General features: G+C 74.9%; 22 protein-coding genes. 10 read left to right on the top strand and 12 right to left on the bottom strand.

Features of this window, described 5'->3' with window-relative positions:
* Window positions 1–136: 136 nt before the first annotated feature.
* Together AC067J_RS15270 and AC067J_RS15265 are read right to left on the bottom strand one after the other, a co-directional pair.
* Window positions 137–607, bottom strand: coding sequence for a CBS domain-containing protein (locus AC067J_RS15270; protein ID WP_478299277.1), 471 nt, complete (start codon window positions 605–607; stop codon window positions 137–139).
* A 100-nt stretch (window positions 608–707) separates the two neighbouring features.
* The gene (locus tag AC067J_RS15265; protein ID WP_478299275.1) at window positions 708–1640 is read right to left on the bottom strand and encodes a slipin family protein; all 933 of its coding nucleotides are present in this window, start codon (window positions 1638–1640) and stop codon (window positions 708–710) included.
* Window positions 1641–1989: 349 nt separating this feature from the next.
* Here AC067J_RS15265 and AC067J_RS15260 point away from each other — a divergent pair, with 349 nt between their 5' ends.
* Entirely contained in the window at window positions 1990–2697 is a 708-nt protein-coding gene (locus AC067J_RS15260; protein ID WP_478299544.1) for a uracil-DNA glycosylase, read from the top strand.
* A 90-nt stretch (window positions 2698–2787) separates the two neighbouring features.
* On the opposite strand, the gene AC067J_RS15255 is transcribed toward AC067J_RS15260, so the two are convergent.
* From AC067J_RS15255 to AC067J_RS15240, 4 genes are all read right to left on the bottom strand, one after another.
* A complete protein-coding gene (locus AC067J_RS15255) occupies window positions 2788–3681 on the bottom strand; it encodes a CHAD domain-containing protein (RefSeq protein WP_478299273.1) in 894 nt (297 codons plus the stop codon).
* A 501-nt stretch (window positions 3682–4182) separates the two neighbouring features.
* Window positions 4183–4959 (bottom strand): MerR family transcriptional regulator, encoded by a 777-nt coding sequence (locus tag AC067J_RS15250; RefSeq protein WP_478299272.1) that lies wholly within the window; start codon window positions 4957–4959, stop codon window positions 4183–4185.
* A gap of 163 nt (window positions 4960–5122) precedes the next feature.
* Window positions 5123–6244 carry a serine hydrolase domain-containing protein gene (locus tag AC067J_RS15245; protein WP_478299270.1) on the bottom strand — a complete coding sequence of 374 codons (1122 nt, stop codon included), beginning with the start codon at window positions 6242–6244 and terminating at the stop codon, window positions 5123–5125.
* Between the two features lie 321 nt (window positions 6245–6565).
* Window positions 6566–6952, bottom strand: a complete 387-nt coding sequence (locus AC067J_RS15240) for a hypothetical protein (RefSeq protein WP_478299268.1) — start codon at window positions 6950–6952, stop codon at window positions 6566–6568.
* 66 nt (window positions 6953–7018) lie between these two features.
* On the opposite strand from AC067J_RS15240, the gene AC067J_RS15235 reads away from it, so the two are divergent.
* From AC067J_RS15235 to AC067J_RS15210, 6 genes are all read left to right on the top strand, one after another.
* Window positions 7019–7675, top strand: coding sequence for a hypothetical protein (locus tag AC067J_RS15235; RefSeq protein WP_478299266.1), 657 nt, complete (start codon window positions 7019–7021; stop codon window positions 7673–7675).
* A 213-nt stretch (window positions 7676–7888) separates the two neighbouring features.
* Window positions 7889–8566, top strand: coding sequence for a hypothetical protein (locus tag AC067J_RS15230; protein WP_478299264.1), 678 nt, complete (start codon window positions 7889–7891; stop codon window positions 8564–8566).
* A gap of 291 nt (window positions 8567–8857) precedes the next feature.
* On the top strand, window positions 8858–9700 hold the full coding sequence (locus AC067J_RS15225; RefSeq protein WP_478299262.1) for a DsbA family protein: 843 nt from the start codon (window positions 8858–8860) through the stop codon (window positions 9698–9700).
* 64 nt (window positions 9701–9764) lie between these two features.
* Window positions 9765–10436, top strand: coding sequence for a vitamin K epoxide reductase family protein (locus tag AC067J_RS15220; protein ID WP_478299260.1), 672 nt, complete (start codon window positions 9765–9767; stop codon window positions 10434–10436).
* A gap of 320 nt (window positions 10437–10756) precedes the next feature.
* Window positions 10757–10960, top strand: coding sequence for a hypothetical protein (locus tag AC067J_RS15215; protein ID WP_478299258.1), 204 nt, complete (start codon window positions 10757–10759; stop codon window positions 10958–10960).
* Window positions 10957–12012, top strand: a complete 1056-nt coding sequence (locus AC067J_RS15210) for a radical SAM protein (RefSeq protein WP_478299256.1) — start codon at window positions 10957–10959, stop codon at window positions 12010–12012. The genes AC067J_RS15215 and AC067J_RS15210 overlap by 4 nt, the downstream gene beginning before the upstream one ends.
* A 66-nt stretch (window positions 12013–12078) precedes the next feature.
* Here the strand turns inward: AC067J_RS15210 and AC067J_RS15205 are convergent, their stop codons facing one another.
* From AC067J_RS15205 to AC067J_RS15195, 3 genes are all read right to left on the bottom strand, one after another.
* Complete coding sequence (locus AC067J_RS15205) at window positions 12079–13149, bottom strand: serine hydrolase domain-containing protein (protein ID WP_478299254.1); 1071 nt, start codon at window positions 13147–13149, stop codon at window positions 12079–12081.
* A 61-nt stretch (window positions 13150–13210) separates the two neighbouring features.
* Window positions 13211–13747 carry a GNAT family N-acetyltransferase gene (locus AC067J_RS15200; protein ID WP_478299252.1) on the bottom strand — a complete coding sequence of 179 codons (537 nt, stop codon included), beginning with the start codon at window positions 13745–13747 and terminating at the stop codon, window positions 13211–13213.
* 24 nt (window positions 13748–13771) lie between these two features.
* A complete protein-coding gene (locus AC067J_RS15195; protein ID WP_478299250.1) occupies window positions 13772–14164 on the bottom strand; it encodes an ankyrin repeat domain-containing protein in 393 nt (130 codons plus the stop codon).
* A 400-nt stretch (window positions 14165–14564) separates the two neighbouring features.
* Between AC067J_RS15195 and AC067J_RS15190 the strand changes: the two genes are divergently transcribed.
* From AC067J_RS15190 to AC067J_RS15180, 3 genes are all read left to right on the top strand, one after another.
* Window positions 14565–14759 (top strand): hypothetical protein, encoded by a 195-nt coding sequence (locus AC067J_RS15190; RefSeq protein WP_327674940.1) that lies wholly within the window; start codon window positions 14565–14567, stop codon window positions 14757–14759.
* 117 nt (window positions 14760–14876) lie between these two features.
* Window positions 14877–16502, top strand: coding sequence for a hypothetical protein (locus tag AC067J_RS15185; RefSeq protein WP_478299248.1), 1626 nt, complete (start codon window positions 14877–14879; stop codon window positions 16500–16502).
* A 318-nt stretch (window positions 16503–16820) separates the two neighbouring features.
* Window positions 16821–17195: an RNA polymerase-binding protein RbpA gene (locus tag AC067J_RS15180; RefSeq protein WP_030396357.1), complete on the top strand. Its 375-nt coding sequence runs from the start codon at window positions 16821–16823 to the stop codon at window positions 17193–17195.
* A gap of 219 nt (window positions 17196–17414) precedes the next feature.
* Here the strand turns inward: AC067J_RS15180 and fxsA are convergent, their stop codons facing one another.
* The 3 genes from fxsA to AC067J_RS15165 all read right to left on the bottom strand — a co-directional run bounded on the left by fxsA (window position 17415) and on the right by AC067J_RS15165 (window position 20322).
* Entirely contained in the window at window positions 17415–17993 is a 579-nt protein-coding gene (gene fxsA, locus AC067J_RS15175; protein ID WP_478299246.1) for an FxsA family membrane protein, read from the bottom strand.
* Between the two features lie 79 nt (window positions 17994–18072).
* Window positions 18073–19722 carry an apolipoprotein N-acyltransferase gene (gene lnt / locus AC067J_RS15170; RefSeq protein WP_478299244.1) on the bottom strand — a complete coding sequence of 550 codons (1650 nt, stop codon included), beginning with the start codon at window positions 19720–19722 and terminating at the stop codon, window positions 18073–18075.
* A gap of 126 nt (window positions 19723–19848) precedes the next feature.
* Complete coding sequence (locus AC067J_RS15165; RefSeq protein ID WP_478299242.1) at window positions 19849–20322, bottom strand: N-acetyltransferase; 474 nt, start codon at window positions 20320–20322, stop codon at window positions 19849–19851.
* Window positions 20323–20353: the final 31 nt, after the last annotated feature.

The following is a 20353-nucleotide window of genomic DNA, read 5'->3' as shown; positions in this document are numbered from 1 at the left end:
ACCGCGCGGCCTCGGGCCACGGGTACGGACGGCGAACCGGGCGGCACGCGTACGCCGCGTGCCACCCGTACGATCACCACGCCCCGGACCGGGGGTTCCGGACCGCCGTCGTGAGGATTCCTCGAAGCGCCTCTCCTCAGACGCCCTGCGGCGTCTCCAGCACCTCCTTCGAGTGTGCCGAGTCGTCGTCGGCGCAGACCGCCGTCACGAACTCGGCCACCCTCGCCTGCGGCATCCCGCGCGCGATGTCCGCCTCGCTGATCATCCCGACCAGCTCGTGCTCCGGGTGGTTGATCACCGGCAGCCGGCGCACCCGGTACTGCTCCATCACCCGCAGCACCTGTTCGACGTCCTCGTCCGCCTCCACGGTCATCGGCCGCCCCTCGGCCAGCTCTCCCGCCGTCACCGCCGCCGGGTCGAGGCCCTCCGCGACGCACTTGAGCACGATGTCCCGGTCGGTCACGATGCCCAGCAGCTTCTGCCGCTCCCCGCAGATGGGCAGCGCCCCGACGCCGCGTTCCTTCATGATCCGGGCCGCGGTGGCGAGGGTCTCGTGCTCGCGCACACACTCGGCCCCCTGGTGCATGATGTCGCCCGCGCTGGTCATGATCGGCCTCCTGACGTGCCTGGCACTCCCACCACTCCATCGTGGTCCGGCCCCGGTGCCCCCGCCACCGGACCCGCACCGGACCCCGTCACCGGACCCGCTACCGCGTCCCGGCCGCGCCGTTCCGGTGCTCCGGCGGATCCAGCGGCGAGTGCTCCAGCAGCTCCTCCAGCGGCGGCAGTTCGAGCTGCTCCACACCGCGCACCTGCTCCGGCGCCGCCACACCGTCCGTGACGGGCTCCGGTCCCGGTGCCTCGGCCCGGGCGGCCGCCCGGTGCGTCTCGGTCGCGCTGTCCAGGAACCGCAGCAGCTCCACCGGGAACGGCAGCACCAGCGTCGAGTTCTTCTCCGCCGCGACCTCCACCACCGTCTGCAGCAGACGGAGTTGCAGCGCCGCCGGGGTCGCGCTCATCACCGCCGCGGCCTCCGAGAGCCGCGCCGACGCCTGGAACTCGCCGTCCGCCGTGATGATCCGCGCCCGCCGCTCCCGTTCGGCCTCCGCCTGCCGGGACATCGAGCGCTTCATCGACTCGGGCAGGGCGACGTCCTTGATCTCCACCCGGTCGATCTCGATGCCCCAGCCGAGCGCCGGACTGTCGATCATCAACTCCAAGCCCTGGTTGATCGGTTCACGGTTGGCCAGCAGGTCGTCCAGCTCGCTCTTGCCGATGATCGACCGCAGCGAGGTCTGCGCCACCTGGGAGATCGCGAAGTTGTAGTCCTGCACGTTCACGGTCGCCTTCACCGGGTCCTCCACCCGGAAGTAGACGACCGCGTCGACCCGGACGGTCACGTTGTCCCGGGTGATGCCCTCCTGCGCCGGGATCGGCAGGGTCACGATCTGGACGTTCACCTTCCGCAGCCGGTCCGCCACCGGCAGCAGCGCCACCAGGCCCGGCTGCCGGACCTCGTCGCGCACCCGGCCGAAGCGGAACACCACGCCCCGCTGGAACTGCTGCACGACCCGGACGCTCAGGGCCGCCCAGAGACCCAGCAGCACGACGACCGCCACCACCGCTTCGACTACCAGCATCGCGGCCTCCTCGCGCGCACCAGCGCGTCCCGGCGGTCGCCGGCCCCGGCCGGGCCGGGGCACCGCCGGAGCGGCTGACTCCCACGCTACGCCTGCCGGACGACCGCCGGAACGCCCCGCCCGGCGCCCTACGATCGTCCCCATGCCCCAGTCCCCCGGCGCCGACCCGGCCGCCACCGGCTCGGCCCCCGCACCGGCCCGCACACCGGCCACGGCCGCCGCAGCCACCCCGGCCGCCGGCCGGGACACCCGTCCGGAGACCTGGCCGGAGACCCGTCCGGCCACCGACCCGGCCACCGACCCGGACCACCCGCGCCATCCCGCCGAGGCCGCCGCCCGCGCCGACGGGCTGACCGCCCTCGACCTCGTCGTCACGAGCTGCCGGGCCTGCCCCCGCCTGGTCGAGTGGCGCGAGGAGACCGCCCGCACCAAGCGCCGCGCCTACCAGGACTGGGACTACTGGGCCCGCCCGATCCCCGGCTTCGGCCCGCCCGACGCCCCGCTCCTGCTGGTCGGCCTCGCCCCCGCCGCGCACGGCGCCAACCGCACCGGCCGCATCTTCACCGGCGACCCCTCCGGCGACCTCCTCTACGCCGCCCTCCACCGCCTCGGCCTCGCCAACCGCGCCGAATCCGTCCGCCACGGCGACGGCCTCCACCTGCGCGGCGTCCGGATCACCGATCCGGTCCGCTGCGCACCGCCCGACAACAAGCCCACCACCGCCGAACGCGACACCTGCCGCCCCTGGATCACCCGCGAACTGGAACTCCTCCGGCCCACGGTGCGCACCGTCGTCGCACTCGGCGGCTTCGCCTGGCAGGCCCTGCTGCCCGCCCTCACCGCCGCCGGCTGGAACGTCCCGCGCCCGCGGCCGGCCTTCGGCCACGGCGCCCACGTGACCCTCCCGGCCCGCGACGGCGGCCCGCCGCTGGAGCTGTACGGGTGCTACCACGTCAGCCCGCGCAACACGAACACCGGCCGACTCACCACCCCCATGCTCCGCGAGCTGCTCCGCACCGCCGCCCGCACGGCCGGACTCCACCCCGCCGAGGAGTGATCACGGCGGCCCGGGCCACCACCGCCCGCGCCGAACAGACGGCCGGGGCCGGGGCAGGCGACCGGGGCCGGGGGCTGGGGGCCAGCACCCTCAGACGAAGCGGGCCAGCTTCGGCCGCGCCGCCCGCGCCCACACCTCCGGCAGCTCACGCCGGGCCCGCTCCTCCGCCGCCAGCTGCTGCCCGTACAGCACGCCGCAGCCGAACGGCTCGCCCGACTCGCCCGCGTGCCCGTGCAGCGCGGCCGCCGCCACCACCGCGTCCTGGTGCTCCCCCAGCACCTCCTGGACGGCCTTCATCCGCTTGACGTACCGCTCCGCCCGCTTCCCGACCGCCGGCACCGCCGTCTCGCCCGCGTACCGGGCCCGCTTGGCCGCCTTCCGCGCCTCGTGCAGCGCCCGGTCCCGGTCCTCCGCCGCGTCCGGCCCGTCGCCGTGGGCCAGCGCCGACCGCACCCGCTCCGCCGTCCGGCGCTGCTCCCGCGCGGCGACCCGGGCCAGCTCCGGCCCGGCCGCCCGGCCGGCCCGCCCACGCAGCGGCGGATCGGCGAGCAGCGCCGCCAGGCCGTCCGCCAGGGCCCTGCGCCGCGGACTGTCCAGCGCGGCGACCACCTCGGGCCGGACCCGCCGGTACTCGGCCAGCCCCCACCGTTCCAGCTCCGCCGCGACCCGCTCCGGCCCGCACTCGGGCGGCAGCTCGCGCGCCAGCGCGGCCAGTCGCTCGCTCAGCACCTCGCGGTCCCGGGCCCGGCCCAGCGCCGCCGCCAGCCAGCGCAGCTCGGCGACCAGCTCGTCGGTGGCACCCGGCGCGAGCAGTCCGCGGTACGTCCGGAACGCGCTGCGCAGCCGCCGGCACGCGACCCTCATCCGGTGCACCGCGTCCGGCTCGTCCGCCCGGACGGCCTCGTCCAACCCGGCCAGGACGGCGGCCTGCGCCCCGATCCGCCCGAGCAGTACCTCTCCCACGGTGGCCTCGGCATCGGCCATCCGCCCTCACCCCCTCCTGGGGCGCGTCTGACGGCTCCCGCCGGGCGCTCGAACGCCGGACCACACCCTCGGGGCCTCCGGAACGCCTTCCAGGCTAGCCCGACCACCCCGCCCCCGGCAGACCGCGATCCCGCCGTCCCGGCCGGGGCCCGGGGCCGCTTTCCCACCCGGCAAAGGGGTCGGAGGTCAGGGCGTGCCGTTCCCCCGCCCCGTACCTCCGTCCGCAGCCGCAGCCGCAGCCGCGACACGCGAGGAGTACGTGTCGGAGCCGGCCTGCTCACGCCCGGCGACAGCGGGCGCCGAAGGCTTCGCCGCGGGCCGGCGCGCGGTTTCGGCGCGGCTCGACAGGCCGCCGGGTGCCGACGCCCGTCTGGTGGCCGTCGCGCCCGTGCCCGTGCCCGCGCCCGTGCCCGGCCGGCAGCGTGCAGTACCGGGGGCGTTGACGGAGCAGCGGGCGCCGCGGATCCGCACCGGCGGCACCGACGTGCCGCCGGGCTTCCGTCATTGGCGCGGGATGGGTACGCCTGCGGAGCGGAGTCTGGCCTCGGTGAGCGCGGTCAGGCGGGCTGAGACCGGGGCCTGGTCCCCCCGGTGGTTGTTGATCAGCCGGTACTGGGTGGAGGCCTTGTTCCAGGCCCGCTGGCTGGTGGGGCTTCCCAGCAGCGCGGGGTTGGCGAGGTAGTGGTCGGCCATGGCGGTCGCGAGTTCCTCGATCCTCGGGTCGTCCGGTTCCCAGGTCCCGGCCTCCTGGCCGCGCTTGGCCAGGTCGACGTACTCGGGGTCCTCCAGCCGGTGTTCGAGCTGGGACAGGAGGCCGTCGAAGCCCTCCGGCACCAGCACCCTGGCCAGCACCAGGGCCTCGCGCTGCGCGGCCACGTAGTCGGGGCCGAATCCGAGGCCGGGCATCCGGTCCAGGACCGCGCAGGCGCGCTCGGGCAGCAGGGCCCGGTCGCCTTCGGCGAGCCGGTGCAGCATGCCGAGGCGCGCGGTCAGGTCCGCGATCCGTTCGGTGAGCTGTTGCGCGACGTCGGTGAGGGCGTCGGCGAACCGGACGGCGTCGGCGTCGAGCAGCGGCCCGACCTCGGCCAGCGGCACCCCGGCGGCGGCCAGGGTCCGGACCTGCACCAGCCGCAGCAGCTCCTGCGACCCGTACCGCCGGTAGCCGGAGGCGTCGCGCTGCGGCTCGTCGACCAGCCCGTTCCGGTGGTAGTGCCGCACCGTCTTCACCGTGACGCCGACGAACGCCGCCGCCTGTCCGATCGTGACCCCGCTCGTCATCCGCTCAGCCTGCCTCGTGCTCGGGCTCGGCCACGACGGACAGCGTGGCCGAGCAGGGGAAGGGGCCGCGCCGGGCCCGGCGGGCCCGGCGCGGCCCCGGTTCGCGTGCTGTCTGACGCACGACCGGAAAGGGCCGGCCCTCGAAGCCTACGGGCCCGGGCGTTCAGCCCGTCGGCCGCGCCGGATCGGCCTGTCCGCCGCCGAACACCTCGCCGACGAGCCGCTGTTGGGCGGTCTGGAAGGCCGGTGCCACGGACATGTCGGCGTCGTCCACGTAGGTCAGCCCGGCGGTCATGGTCGTACGGCCGTCGGGCGAGCTGTACATCAGCGCCGCCGAGCCGATGGTGGCGCCGTTGTGGTGGAAGACGGTGCCGCCGTCCGACCCCAGGTCCTGGGCGAACACCCCCAGGCCGTAGCCGATCGTGGCCTCCGGGGTACGCATCTCGGCCAGCAGTCCGGCCGGCAGGAGCCTGCCGCCCATCAGCGCGGAGAAGTACGTGTGCAGGTCCTCGGTGGTCGAGATCATGTCGCCGCCGGCCGCGACCCAGGACGGGTTGTGGCGCGTGACGTCGACCGTCCGCTGCTGCCCGGCGTCCTCGTAGCGGTAGTAGCCGTGGTTGTGCGGCTCGGGGATCTCCGGCGATGCGCCCGGCGCCACGGTGCCGGTCATCCCCAGCGGCCCCAGGATCAGCCGCTGCAGCTCCTCGGCGAACGACCGGCCGGTGACGCTCTCGATCACCAGCCGGGCCAGCACGTAGTTGGTGTTGGAGTAGCTCCAGCCCGACCCCGGCGCGAACCGCGCCGGCTTGGACAGCGACAGCCGCACCAGCTCCTCGGGCAGGTAGGTGTGGAATCGCCTGTCCACCCACTCCTTGCCCCGCCAGGGCACCCCGAGCACGACGGTTCCGTCCTCGTAGAGCTCGCCGGTGTGGCTGAAGATCCCGCTGGTGTGCTGCAGCAGCATCCGCACCGTGATCCGCCGGTCCAGCCCGAACCCGGGCAGATGGTCACCGGCCGGGGCGTCCAGGTCGATCCTGCCCTCGGCCACCAGCAGGAGCACCGAGGCCGCGACGAAGTTCTTGGTGCTGCTGCCGATGCGGAAGTGCCCGTCGGTCAGCGCCTGGGCGCTCCGGCCGAGTTCGCGCGCCCCGGCACTGCCGACCCACTCGCCCTGCTCGTCGTTCACCCGCAGCTGCACCCCGAGAACGCCGGACTCGACGATCTCTTCGATCGCCTTCCGCAGCTCCGGGCGATCCTGCTCCTGACCGGCAAGGGTGATGGACATGTTGCTCCTTCGGATCCGCTGTGCCCGCTTCGGCGGCGGGCCGTTGCGACGAGCTTCCGGCCTGACCCAGGGTCAACCTCAACCGTGTTCCAGCTCACAGCGTGACGACGGCCGCGAAGGTGCCTCCCCCTTTGCTCTGCGGTGTCCGGATCGCGCAGCCCCGTCCCGCCCACGGAGCCGGGGAGCCACGGAGCCACGGAGCCGGGGAGCCGGGGAGCCGGGGAGCCGCCCGGGAACGGATCCCCGCCGGCACCCTCCCGGCGGGACGGCCCGGAGCCGCCGTGCACCCATCCGCGCCGTGCACCCATCCGGCCCCGCGTCCTACGGCCGGAGCTGGATCGCCAGCGACGTCGTGTAGCCGACCAGGGCCGCGAAGAAGCAGACCGCCGTGGTGTAGCGCGCGGTGAAGGGGAGGCCGGCCAGGGCCGGGAAGAGGAGCACGGCAGTGCCGGCGGCCACGTCCGCGACGTAGAGGCCGAGCGGCGGCAGGACGCCGGTGCTGTGGGCCGCCCAGCCGGTGGCGACCAGGAAGCCGGTGATCAGGAGGAATCCGGACAGCAGCCCGGAGCCGATGCTGTAGAGGACGGGGTGGGGCTCGGGCGGGTCCTCGCCCTCGGGGACGGCCGGGCGCAGCCGGTGGGCCACGGCGAGGGAGGTGACGGCGAGGGTCACGGCCGCGGCGGCGCTGAGCATCGGGACGGGGTTCATCGGCGGCTCCGGAAGGTCGCGTGGTGGTGGCCGAGGGCCGCGGCGAGCGCGGCCGGGAGGAGGACGGTGAGCACCAGGACGGCGGTCCAGACGGCGGGGTCGAGGCCGGGTGCCGGGGCCGCGCCGTCCGGCGGCGGTGGCGGCGCGGCGACGAGCGCGACGGTCGCCGCCGGGCTGGGCGCGGGTGGTGGCGCGGTGGGCGGGGCGGGTGGTGGCGGCAGCAGTGGCCGGACGGGTGCCGGTGAGGCCGCCGCCGCGGGGCGCGGCTCGCCCGCCGGGGGTGCCTGCGCCGTCCGCACGGCCGACGGCGCGGGCGCCGTGCTCCGGACCGATGAGGGCGGCGGTGGCGGCGGGACCGTCGTCGGGACGGCCTGCACCGGCGCCACCGGCACCGCCGCCACCGGCGTGGGCGCGGGCGGCAGCGCGACCGGTGAGGGCGACGCGGGCACCGGCGTCGGCGTCGGTACCGGTGTCGGCGAGGCAGCCGGGGTCGGCGCAGTCGTCGGTGTCGGCGCAGTCGTCGGCGAAGCCGAGGCCGTAGGCGACGGCGACGGCGACGGCGACGGGCAGTGCGACGCGGGCCACGACGGATGCGGGGGCCACGACGGATGCGGCCACGCCGGCCACACCGGCCAATCCGGCCACAAGGGCGGCACCGGCACCGGAGGTGTCGCGGGAACCGGGGACCCCACGGGCACCACGGCCCCCGGGCCGCTGGCATAGTCCATCGCCCGATTGTCGGACCGCCCCGGCGCCGCCGTCAGCAGCCGACGGACGGTCACCCACCCGGACGGCCGCCAAACCCATCCCCCCGGTGAACTCCCCGCCCCCGCACCGCGAACGAACGACCGATGCGGGACAATCTGTGCGCCGATTCCGGCCCCACCCCTGACGCACCCTCGTGCCCGGTGTAAGCGTCGTGGCATACTCCGGGGCGTGACGACTTCCACCCACGCGACGAGGGCCCTGCGGGCCGCGGTGTTCACCGCGCTCGCCGTGCCGCTGTCCGCGTTGGGCCAGGTGGTCATCACCGGTCGCCCGCTGCCGATCGTCCTGGTGGTGGCCGCGACCGTCGTCGTCTTCCTGCTCGCGGCCGCGCTGGCCGGCGGGGAGCGGCGGCTGCTGCACATCTCGGCCGTGATGGTCCCGGTCGAGCTGCTCCTCAACACCACCTTCAACCTGGGCCAGGCCGGCTGTGGCCCGGCCGTCGCCGCCGACCACCTGCCCGCCCGCGGCATGAACCTCCTGGTCTGTGGCGGCGGTTCGGTGGACGGTTCGCTGTTCTCCGGGCAGTTGGGGCACGCCGGGCCGCTGGCGCCCGCCGCCACCCAGCTGTTGCTCCTGCTGGTCCACCTGCTGATCGCGCTGGCGGCCGCCGCCTGGCTGCGGCTCGGCGACGCCGCCCTGTCGGGCCTCGCGCGCGCCCTGCGCGCGCTGCGACAGTCGCTCGCGGGCCCGCTGCGGGTGCTCGCGCTGCTGCTGGCCCCGGTGCCGGCCAGGCCGGTGCTGCGGGTTCCGCTGCCGGTCTCGGACCGCCGCCGCCCGCGCCGCGAGGACGTGGTGCTGAGCCCGGCGCCGCGCCGCGGACCGCCGGTCCTCGCGCCTGCCTGCTGACGGCCCGTACCCGGCGCCCCGAGCACCGAGTCACCCCGGCCTTCCGGCCACCGCGGCCCTCCCGGCCCCGGCCCCCCGCGTTCCGAGCCCGACGGCTCCGGGCCGCTGGGCCCGGTCCCGGCGGCCCCGGCGCCGCACGGCGCCGGTTCCCGGGGTGTCCGTCCAGGCAGCGCGACTCCGCCGTTCCACCGACCCGGCCCCCTCCCGGCCCGCCGGCGCCCCGCGCCCGCGCCGTGCCGAGGGAGCATCCCGTGCGCCTCCCGGCGCGCCCCACCACGGAGTTGACCCGTCATGGCCCAGTCCGACCAGAAGCCCCAGAACAAGCAGCCGTCCCGCAAGCAGGCGCAGAAGATCAGCGCCCGCGAGCGGATCCAGGAGGCCCAGCGCCAGGAGAAGCAGGCCGCCAAGCGTCGCCAGCGGATCGTCGTCGGCGTCTCGATCGTCGTCGTGCTCGCCCTGGCCGGCGGCACCGCGCTGGCGATCAGCGCGGCCGGCGACGACAAGTCCTCGTCGGGCTCGGCCGCCGCCGAGCCGACCGAGCTGGTCGTCCCGGCCAACACCTCCGGCCCGGACGGGACGGTGATCACCTACGGCAAGGCGGACGCCGCGCACACCCTGCAGGTGTTCGAGGACTTCCGCTGCCCGGTCTGCAAGAACTTCGAGGCCGCCAACGGCGAGGCCGTCAAGAAGCTGGCGGACGACGGCACGGTCAAGGTCGAGTACCACCTGGCCGCGTTCCTGGACAAGAACCTCGGCGGCAAGGGGTCGCGCACCGCGCTGGCCGCGATCGGCGCCGCGGTGAACGAGGGCGTGGACAAGTTCAAGGCGTACCACGACGTGCTCTACGCCAACCAGCCGGACGAGCGCGAGGACGGCTTCGGCGACGTCAACCACCTGCTCGAACTGGCCGACAAGGTGCCGGGGCTGAAGACCGACGCCTTCGTGAAGGCGGTCACCGACCGGACGTACGCGCCGTGGGCGAAGAAGGTCGCGGACGCCTTCAACGACAGCGGGGTGACCGGCACGCCGACGGCGAAGGTCGACGGCAAGCCGCTGACGCTGTTCAGCGGGAACCGCGCGGTGACGCCGGAGCAGTTCACCGCCCAGGTGAAGCAGGCCGCGGGCTTGCAGTGAGCACCACCGGCCCGGCCGATTCGCGGCCGGGCCGGCCCCCTCCCAGCCACCGGAGTGCTCTGCCATGACCGCCCCGACCGCCGTGCCCCGCTCCTCCGTCCCCGCGTCCGCCGACTCCGCCGACTCCGCCCCACCGGGCCCGGCGACGATCGGCGCGGGCCGGGCGTTCTCGCTGCTCGTCTTCCTCGGCGGACTGGTCGGGCTGGCCGCGTCGGCCGTCCTGACCTTCGACAAGCTCCGCATCCTTGAGGATCCGTCCTACATCCCCAGTTGCAACATCAACCCGGTGATCAGCTGCGGTTCGGTGATGCGCACCGAGCAGGCCGAGGTGTTCGGCTTCCCGAACCCGCTGCTCGGGCTGGCCGCGTTCGGCGCCCTGGCGGCGATCGGCGCCGGGCTGCTGGCCGGGGCCGCGTACCGGCGCTGGTTCTGGCTCGGCCTGCAGGCCGGCACGGTGTTCGGGCTGGGCTTCGTGCACTGGCTGATCGACCAGGCGCTGTACGACATCGGCGCGCTCTGCCCGTACTGCATGGTGGTCTGGGCGACGGTGGTGCCGCTGTTCTGGTACACGACGCTGCACAACCTGCGGTCCGGCGTGATACCGGTCGGGCCGAGGTTCCGGGTGGTCGTGCGGGAGGCCGCCCGCTACCACTGGGCACTCCCGGTGCTCTGGGCCGCGGTGATCGGCCTGCTGATCCTCAACCGGTTCTGGTACTACTGGTCCACCCTGATCTGACCGCGCCCGGACGGGCCTGACGCTCCGTCAACCTCCCTGCCGGAGCGGCCGGCACCGCGCCCGGCGGGGAGGCTCCGGCGCCGCCCCGGCCCCCGTCGGTCCTCCCGGGTCGTCCCCGTCCCGGCCGTCACCTGCACGGGCGAACATCCCGCGCGGCCCGCGGGGACGGCCCGGACGATGGAGAGCGACCCCTCGCCCGAGGCGTCGCCCTCGCCCGAGGCGTCGTCCTCCCGAGGCGGGGTCGTCCGGTTCCGGCCGGACACCGGACCCCGTACGTTCCGGTGGCCCGGCCGTCCCCAGCCTCCCCAGGAGAGAAGACCATGGCCAGTCAGGGACCCACCTTCGCCATCAGCACCTCGGACCTCACCCTCGACGAGGAGGGCCGGGTGCACATCCAGAACCCCCAGCTCGCCGAGTCGGTCGCGGCCGCGATGGCCTCGGCGCCGAGCGTCGCGGCCCGCCCGAGCACCAACAACTGCCACGGCGGCAACTGCGCCAAGGGCTGCGGCTCGGTGCAGATGTGACCGGCTCCACCGGCGGACCGTCGCCGTTCGACCAGGAGTTCACCGAATCCGTCCGCAGCGACCGGCTCCAGCTGATCCTGCTGCCGACCGAGCAGTGCAACTTCCGCTGCACGTACTGCTACGAGGACTTCGAGATCGGCCGGATGGCGCCGGACGTGGTCGCCGGGGTGAAGAACCTCATCGACCGGCGCGCCGCCGGACTGCGGCACCTCCAGGTGTCGTGGTTCGGCGGGGAGCCGATGCTGGCCCGCCCGGTCATCGAGGAGATCACCGCGCACGCCCGGGCGGCGCAGCAGCGGCACCCGGACCTCGGCTACGAGAGCGACATGACGACCAACGGCTACCTGGTGGACGGCCGGACGGCCGACCACCTGGCGGGCCTCGGCGTCCGGGCCTACCAGGTGTCGCTGGACGGTCCCGCCGAGTTCCACGACCTCACCCGGGTCCGGGCCGACGGCCGGGGCACGTTCGAGCAGGTCTGGCGCAACCTGGAGGAGGTCCGGGCCGGCTCCGCCGACGTGCGGATGCTGCTGCGGGTCCACCTCACCCCGGAGAACCTCCCGGTGATGCCGGAGTTCCTCACCCGGATCCGGGACACCTTCCTCGACGACCCGCGGTTCTCCGTCTTCCTGAAGCGCGTGGTGCGCCTGGGCGGTCCCAACGACGACACGATGGACGTGCTCGACTCCGACGACGGGAAGATCGCCGAACTGCGCGCGCTGCTCACCGAGGGCGGCGGCGACGAGCGGCTGTTCGCGCCGGAGGAGGTCTGCTACGCGGCCCGCGCCAACTCGCTGCTGGTCCGCGCGGACGGCCGGCTGGGCAAGTGCACGGTCGCGCTGTCCGATCCGGCGAACGACATCGGGCGGCTGCGGCCGGACGGCTCGGTGGAGATCGACAATCCGCGGCTGCGCCCGTGGCTCCAGGGCTGGGCCGCGCGCGACCCGGAGCTCAACGCCTGCCCGTACTCGGCGTTCACCCGCGGGCAGCCGCCGGCGCCGAAGCCGCTGCTCCAGATCTCGACGCGGCCGCTGGCGGCGGCCTCCGTCTGACCGGGCCCGGGGCCCGGCACCCCGTACGCACGCACCGCGCCCCCGGCACCGGCCGGGGGCGCGGTGTCAGCCGAAGACGGCCCGCCGGTAGGCGTTGCGCAGGTCGGTGAGCGGCTGGAAGTCCCGGTCGTAGTGGACCTTGTTGGTGAGCAGCAGTGCCCAGCGGCCGAGCCGCCGGGAGACCCAGATCCCGGTGCCGGTGAAGCCGTAGTGGACGAAGGTGCCCAAGGCCGGGTCGGTGCCGGCGGCGCAGAGCCAGGAGAGGCCGCGGGCCGGCTCCAGGCCGCCGGTCTGCTCGCGCAGCGACTCGGCGAGCCACGCCCCGCCCCAGGGCAGGCCGGCCGGCGGGTCGAGCAGCGCGGTGAGGAAGCGTTCCAGGTCGCGGGCGGTGGAGAAGGCGCCGGCGTTGCCGGAGACGCCGCCGAGCAGCCGGGCCGACGGGTCGTGCACGACCCCGCACAGCTCGGTGCCGGCCGCCCGCTCGTACTCGGTGGGCGCGGTGCGGGCGGTGAGGTCCGGGCCGAGCGGGCCGTACCGGGTGTCGGCCATGCCGAGCGGCCGCCAGACCTGGCGGGCGGCGAGTTCGTCGAGCGGGGCGCCGGCGAGCGCTCCGACCAGGTGGCCGAGCAGGACGGCGGCCCGGTCGGTGTACTCGACCGCGGTGCCGGGCGGGCGGTACAGCGGGGTGTCGAGCACGCCGGCCAGGATCGCCGCCGGTTCCCGCCCGTACAGTTCGGCGAACCGGGTGCGCAGTGGCATCCCGGCGGTGTGGGTGAGTAGTTGACGGGCGGTCACCTCGCCCGCGGGCCGGCCGGCGGCCTCCTGCCAGTACCGGCCGATGGGCCGGTCGAGCGGAAGTCGGCCGTCCTGCCACAGCGCCCCGGCGCAGGGCCAGAGCGCGACGATCTTGGTGATGCTGGCGAGGTCGAAGACCGTGTCGTGGTCCATCTCCCGCGCGCCGTAAGACCCTTGGCCCAGCACCCCGGACCGGCCCCGGCCGCGGACGCCGCCCGCGTCGCCGACCGACCAGACGCCGCCGGCTCCGACGGCGGCCAGCCCGGCCGTCACCAGCCCGTCCAACCTGCCTGCGGGTGCCGCGAGTTCGGCCAGGGGCGCGGGACGCGCCGGTCCGCTCATCCGCCCCGCCCCCGTCCGCCGGCCGTCGGCTCCCGGGGGAGCCTACCCGCGCGGGCGCCGGTCAGACCGCCGCCGCACCGAACTCCTTGCCCATGCAGACCGACTGCGGGTGCTCGCGGTAGAGGCCGAACTTCTCGATCGCCGCGTACCCCTCGGAGGCGTACAGCGCGATGGCCTCGGGCTGCTCGGTGCCGGTCTCCAGGATGAACCTGGTCCGCCCGGCCTCGACGGCGGTCAGCTCCAGCCGGTGCAGCACCGCGCGGGCCAGGCCGCGGCCGCGCGCCGCGGGGCGGACGAACAGCCGCTTCAGCTCGGCGTCACCCGCCCGCAGCCCGTGCGGACCGGCCTCCTTGGCGCGCCAGCCGCCGCAGGCGACCGGCACGCCGTCGAGGTAGGCGATCAGGAAGAGTCCCGCGGGCGACTCGAAGTGGTCGGGGTGCAGCTCGGTGAGGTCGCCCTCGCCGTAGCGGCGGACGTACTCCTCCTGCACCTCCGCCGCGAGGAGCTGGGCGTCGGCGTGGCCGAAGCCGGTGACGCGGATCTCGATGCTGTCGCCCTTGGCGTCCCGCAGGACGCCGTTGCCGGTGGTGCTCTCCATGGTCGGCAAGCCTACGGCCCCGGCTCAGCGGGCCTCGAACCGGGCGACGAGCTCCTCCTTGCCGAACATCCGGGCCGTGTCGACGGCGGACGGGGTCCCGGCGGAGGGGTCGGCGCCACCGCCGAGGAGGACGGCGAGGACGTCGTCGGCCCCCTTGAAGACGGCGCCGGCCAGCGGGGTCTGGCCCCGGTCGTTGGCCCGGTTCGGGTCGGCGCCGCGCTCCAGCAGGACGGTGACGGCGGCGGCGTGGCCGTGGTAGGCGGCGAGCATCAGCAGCGTGTCGCCGCGGTCGTTGGTGAGGTCGGCCGGGGCTCCGGCGTCGACGTAGGCGGCGAGGGTGGCGGCGTCGCCGGCCCGGGCCGCGTCGAACAGCTTGCCGGCCAGGGCGATCACGTCGGCGTCGGGGGTGTCGGTCATCTCTCGGGCCTCTCTCGGGGTCTCGTCTCGTCCTGCGGTTCGGCGGTCGCGCCCGTCGCACCGTAGCGGCCGGACCGTACGCGATCCAGCACGCGTCCGGATCCCGGATGCCGCGGTCGCGCGGCGCACGACGCGCGGGCGGGAAGGTTGCGCGCCCATTCGAGCGAACTTCCCGGCACCCCCGGAAACTTCCCGGTCCGCCGACGGGAATGTGTCGGCACCCCGGAACGGCACGGCGCTCGGGCCCCCGAAGGTCGGTTCGCATACCGCCGCCCGGGTCACGAACCGGCACCGGCCGGGAGAACCACCCATTTGCACCGTTCCATCATCTATTACTTTTTGTCACGATTAAGGCACTTTCCGTAACACTGCCCCTGTCCCCCTCCCCGAGGAGCAGAACGTGATCCTCTCGATTTCCGGCATCGTCCTGTTCGGCACCATCGCCTTTCTCTTCTTCCGCAGGGACGGACTAAAGGTCTCCCACGCCATCGTCTGCGCCCTCCTCGGCTTCTACATCGCCGGCTCCTCGATCGCGCCGAGCATCACCGCGGGCGGCGCCAGCCTCGCCAGCCTGCTCGGCGGCCTCAAGTTCTAGGGCCGCCCAGCCGTCACTCCCCCGTACGGGCCCGGGCGCGGATCCCACCGCCCCGGGCCCCGTCGTTGAAGCAAGCCCTGTTCCGCCCGACCGTCCCATCCGCCCGGGGAGCCAGGAATGCCGCTCAACCGCCTACAACTCAACAAGGGCCGCGACCTCGTCCGCACGGCCGGCGACCACGCCTCCGACATGTTCGCGCCGCTCACCGTCATCGGGCGCGGCATGCGCCACCACGTCGCCTGGGCCAGGGAACGCTGGCAGGCCACCCCGAAGGAGCGCCGCGGCCCGACGCTCTTCCTGGTCGCCGCCATGCTGCTCGGGATCTACCTGCTGCCGCACGGACTGCTGTTCGCGCTGGTGGCCCTGATGGCCAGCGCCGCCTGGGCCGGACGGGCCCCGAAGGCGCCGGCCGCCCCGCCCGAGCCGGACGTCGCCGACGTCAAGCTCGGCGCGCTCTACGCCGCCCTCACCCCGTACCTGGCCGGGCCGGACGACCTCAACCCGCTCTACCGCCACGAGGGCGGCTACCAGGGCGTCTTCAGCGACTGGGAGTTCGACGGCGAGGGTCGGCTCTCCCGGCTGGAACTCGCCTACCCCGCCTACTTCACCGACACCGAGCCGGCCGCCCGGGCCCGGATCGAGCAGGTCGTCCAGGGCAAGGCCGGCCGCGCCCGGGAGTACCGCTTCGACTGGGACGAGGAGTCCAACAAGCTGCGGATCGCCGCACTCGCCCCGCTCCCCACCGACATCGCCGCCCAGCGCTTCGTGACCGCGCCCGGCGAGATCGTGCTCGGCTTCACCGACGAGGACGGCAGCGCCCGGACCATCCCGGTGCACCAGGGCGGCGCCGTCGCCCAGCAGCCACCGGTGATCTGGCGCACCGGCCCGCGGTCGGCCGAGCCGCACCTGCTGGCCCTCGGCGTGACCGGTTACGGCACGTCCAGCCTGATCCGCTCGGTCGCGCTCCAGGCGCTGCCCTTCGCCGACCTGGTGGTGATCGACGGCGCCGGCACCGGCGAGCACGCCTGCCTGGTCAACCGGCCCGGCGTGCACACCGTGGAGACCAGCCTGCACGGCGCCCTGGCCGCGCTGCAGTGGGCGGCCCAGGAGACCGAGCGGCGCCTCGGCGCCCTGAACGCGGCCCGGCACGCCGGCGTCGCCCCGCCGGAGGACGTCACCCGGCCGCTCTGGCTGCTGCTCGACCACCCGACCGAGCTGAGCGAGCTCGCCCACGCCGAGGGCCGGCCCGACCCGCAGGATCTGCTGGAGCTGCCGCTGCGGCACGGCCGGGCCGCGAGGGTCACCGTGGTCGTCGCCGACGACATCGAGGCCCGGGACCGGATCACCCCGAGCATCCGGTCCACCACCCGGGCCCGCGTGGTGCTCGGCCCGACCGGCCCCGCCGAGGGGTACGCCGCGCTCGGCACCCCGCTGGACATCGTGCCCGCCGCGCACGCCCCCGCCGGGCGCGGCTACGCCCGGATCGGCACCGGCGCCCCGGTCCGCCTCCAGGTGCCGGCCACCGTCGACCCGCTGGACGAGGAGGCGCCCGCCCCGTTGCGGGAGGCGGTGATCGCCCTGCTTCCGCACCGCGACACCCGGACCGAGGCGGCGGCCCCGGCCGAGGTGCCGCCCCGCCCGGAGGGTCCGCCGACCGTGCCGGTGGAGCTCGACCCGGACCCGCGCGCCGGGGTGGACCTCGGCAAGGGCCCGTCCGCGCTACGCTTCCGCCCGCTCGCCTGACCCCCGGCGGACGCGTTCCGCTCGGCCGGGCGGGCGGAACACGGCGGGTTCGGGAGGGGCGGCGGAGGCCGTCGATTCCCGTCCCGGTACGCTCGTGCGGGAAAGGCCGACCGATCACCAGATGTGAAATAGGTGACACCTGGGGTGATATCACCGGCCAGATGTGACAAATCGGGCGCCGGTGGGTACAAACAGGGGCGGCACGACAGACGACGCATGTCCCGGGACGGGAATCTTCGTCGGAAGCCGAGCGTTGACCGAACGACGAAGAACAGCGACCACTAGTCCTGTGGGCCATAAGCCCGGGAGGCACGATTCATGAGCGAGCGAGCTCTCCGCGGCACGCGACTCGGGGCCACTAGCTACGAGACCGACCGCGGTATCGATCTGGCTCCCCGCCAGACCGTCGAGTATGCATGTCAGAACGGACACCGATTCGAGGTTCCTTTCTCGGTCGAGGCGGAGATCCCCTCGGCCTGGGAATGCCGCTTCTGCGGACAGGAAGCGGTACTCCTCGACGGTGACGAGCCTGAGGAGAAGAAGACCAAGCCGACGCGTACCCATTGGGACATGCTGATGGAGCGCCGGACGCGTGAGGAGTTGGAGGAGGTGCTGGCCGAGCGGCTGGCCGTGCTCCGCTCCGGCGGGATGAACCTCGCGGTGCACCCGCGGGACACCCGCAAGAGCGCCTGACCCCGCTCCCGCCGCCCGGCGGGAGCACGCGAAAAGGGACCCTGGCCACCAGGGTCCCTTTCGCGTTGCCCGGAACAGGTCCGGCAGGGCCGGACCGGTGAACCCGGACTGCGGCGCCGGGCCGCGGCCCCGGGCGGGACCGTACGCACCCGTACGCACCCGGACGGACGCAGCGCGGCCGCCGGGGCCCGGGCGGGCCCCGGCGGCCGTGGGCCGGCCTCAGCCGTTGATCGGCGGGCGGTAGGCGGTGTCCGGGCCCTGCGGGTCGCCCGGGCCGCTGCCCGGCTCGACCACCTCGCCCTGGATCACCCTGCCGTCCGGGCGGTGGATGCGCAGCTGTTCCTGGAGCCGCATCGCGTCCGCGAACGGATCGGCGCCGACCGCGGAGGTGGAACGCAGCGCCTTGTCCGCGAGCCGGCGGCCGGCCGCCCGCCAGAGCACCCGGGTCGGCGGGAACAGCAGGGTGAGGGCCAGGGCGTCGGAGAGGAAGCCCGGCACGATGAGCAGCAGGCCGGCCAGCACCGTGAGGCTGGTGCCGGTCTGGGCCTGCTGCGACTGCGGGTCGCGGCTCTGCTCGATCGCCGCCGACAGGGCCTTGAGGCCGGCCCGCTTGATCAGCGAGCCGCCGATCACCGCCCCGGCGATCAGCAGGAGGACCACGGTCAGGCCGCCCAGCCACGAGCCCACCTGGACCAGCAGCCAGATCTCCAGGACCAGCCAGGCGGTGATCAGCAGCGGCAGCACCCGCCGGAGCTTCGAGCGCGGCGCCGGACGGGCGGGGGTAGCTTGCTGGGTCACGGTACGAATCCACTCCAAGCGGTGCTCTGCGCGCCGCACGGGAGGTCCGGGCCGGCTACGGCACCACCTGGTCCAACGGTCAGCCCCCGGCCGGTGTTCCGTCGGCCTGCGCACCGCTCTGCGGGTCGCCCGACGGGCGCCGGCGGCGGGTGAGCAGCACCGCGCCTCCGCAGGCCAGCAGGCCGGCCACGGCCAGCGTCCACTCGGGCACGGCGCCCAGGTGGTCGGCCACGGTGGTGCCGTCGCGCAGCGGGACGGTGGCGGACAGCTCGGCGGCGGTCAGCTCCTCGGTCTGCTGGACGACCGTGCCGTCCGGCGCGATCACCGCGCTGATGCCGCTGGTGGCGGCGATCAGCACCGCCCGGCCGTGCTCCACGGCGCGCAGCCGGCTCATCGCCAGCTGCTGCTCGGGCTGGCCGGTCTTGGCGTAGGTGGCGTTGTTGGTCTGCACGACGAGGACCCGGGCGCCCTGCTCGACGGTGTCGCGGACGATCTCGTCGTAGGCGACCTCGAAGCAGATGACGTCGCCGATCCGGGCCGGGCCGAGCTGCATGACGCCGTTGTGGTCGCCGGGGTAGAAGTCGCGGGCGACCCGCTGGAGCCGGGTGATCACCTTGGACAGCTGGTCGCGGAACGGCACGTACTCGCCGAACGGCACCGGGTGCTGCTTGGTGTAGGAGGCTCCGGGCCCGGTCTTCGGGTCCCAGACGATGCCCTCGTTCTGGACGTGCTGCTCGTCGGGGCCGTCGACCAGGGTGCCGACCAGGGTGGGCACCCCGATCGCCTTCACCGCCTCGTCGATCCGCCGGTAGGCGAGCGGGTCGCTGAAGGGGTCGAGGTCGGAGGAGTTCTCCGGCCAGATCACGATGTCGGGCTTCTCCGCGCGGCCGGCCCTGATGTCGTCGGCGAGCTTCTCGGTGGCGGCGGCGTGGTTGTTGAGGACCATCATCGGGCGGCCGAGGAAGTCCATGCCGGGGTTGGGCACGTTGCCCTGGATGACGGCGACCTTGACGGTGTCGGCGGGTGCGGTCGGCACCGGCACGAGGAACCCGGCGAGCATCACGGCGACGGCGCCGAGACCGGCGGCCGCGGCCGGGGCCGGGCGCGCGGCGCGGCCGCGGCCGGGCAGCCGCAGCACGGCCCAGGCGAGCAGGGTGCCGGAGAGCGCGACCGCGAAGGTGACCAGCGGGGCGCCGCCGAGCGCCGCCAGCGGGGTGTAGGGGGTGGCGGTGTTCGCGAAGGCGAGCCGGCCCCACGGGAAGCCCCCGAGCGGCAGCCGGTCGCGGGCCCACTCCTGGGTGATCCAGAGGCAGGCGCCCCAGAGCGCCCAGCCGGGCAGCCGGGAGGTGACGGCGAGGCCGGCGCCGAGGGCCGCCATGAAGAGCGCCTCGACGACGGAGAGGCCGACGGTGGCGTCCCAGCCGACCACCCGCAGCCAGCTGAGCAGCATCAGGAAGAACGGCAGCCCGAAGGCGAAGCCGGTCCAGGCGCCCTGCCGGGCGGTTCGGCCCAGGGTGAGCAGGGAGAGCGCGGCGACGCCGAGCAGCGAGAGCGGCCAGAGGTCGTACGGCGGGAAGGCCAGGGCGAGCAGCAGCCCGGCGAGCGCGGCCAGCGCGGTGCGCGGCAGACCGGCCCGGACCTTGGCGAGCGCGCGGGCGGCCCGGCCCTGACGGGGGGTCCCGCCTGGGGTCTCGGATGCGGCCCCGGGCCGCTCCTGGGTGACGGGCATGGCCACCGTCGCACCATCTCTCTCGGCGCCGCCCCGCGGGGTACGCGGACGGCTGTTCGGACGCTGTCCGAAGAAGGTACCCCGTCAGGACACCCGACCGTGAGGTGAGGGTCGCTTCGGTCCGCTTCAGCGCGGGCTGTAGCGGACCTCGCGGAGCGGCCAGTCGGCGGCGAGCCAGGCGGAGACGGCGCGGTACAGCGGGGCGTCCAGTTCGGCGCGGTCGGCGCGGACCCAGGAACTGACCTTGGCCGCGGTGGGCTCCTCGCGGTCCGGGTAGACGTAGACGCAGCCGATCACGGCGTCGCCGGGGACCTCCCGGACGCTGTAGGTGAAGCCCTTGCGGGCGGTGAAGTCGGCGGCGTGGCGGCGCAGGTCGGCGAGGTTGCGGTCGAGCGGCATGCCCTCGACCGGGGGCCAGTGGCCGTGCTCGAAGCCGGGGGTGGCGCGGATGTGGTCGATGCTGCCGCTCCAGGCGGCGTGGTCGGCCTCGTTGTGCTGCTCGCCGAGCGGTTCCAGGCGGAACCCCTCGGCGAGCAGTTCGCGCGGCACGGTGAAGTCGGCGGGGACGAGGGCGGGTGCGGCGGCGCCGTGATCGGTCATGCCGGTCACGGTACGGGCCGCCCCCGCCCGG

Source organism: Kitasatospora sp. NPDC042419, from assembly GCF_056437345.1.
Note: the sequence above shows the minus strand (reverse complement) of the source record. Positions and strands in the feature narration are given on the sequence as shown.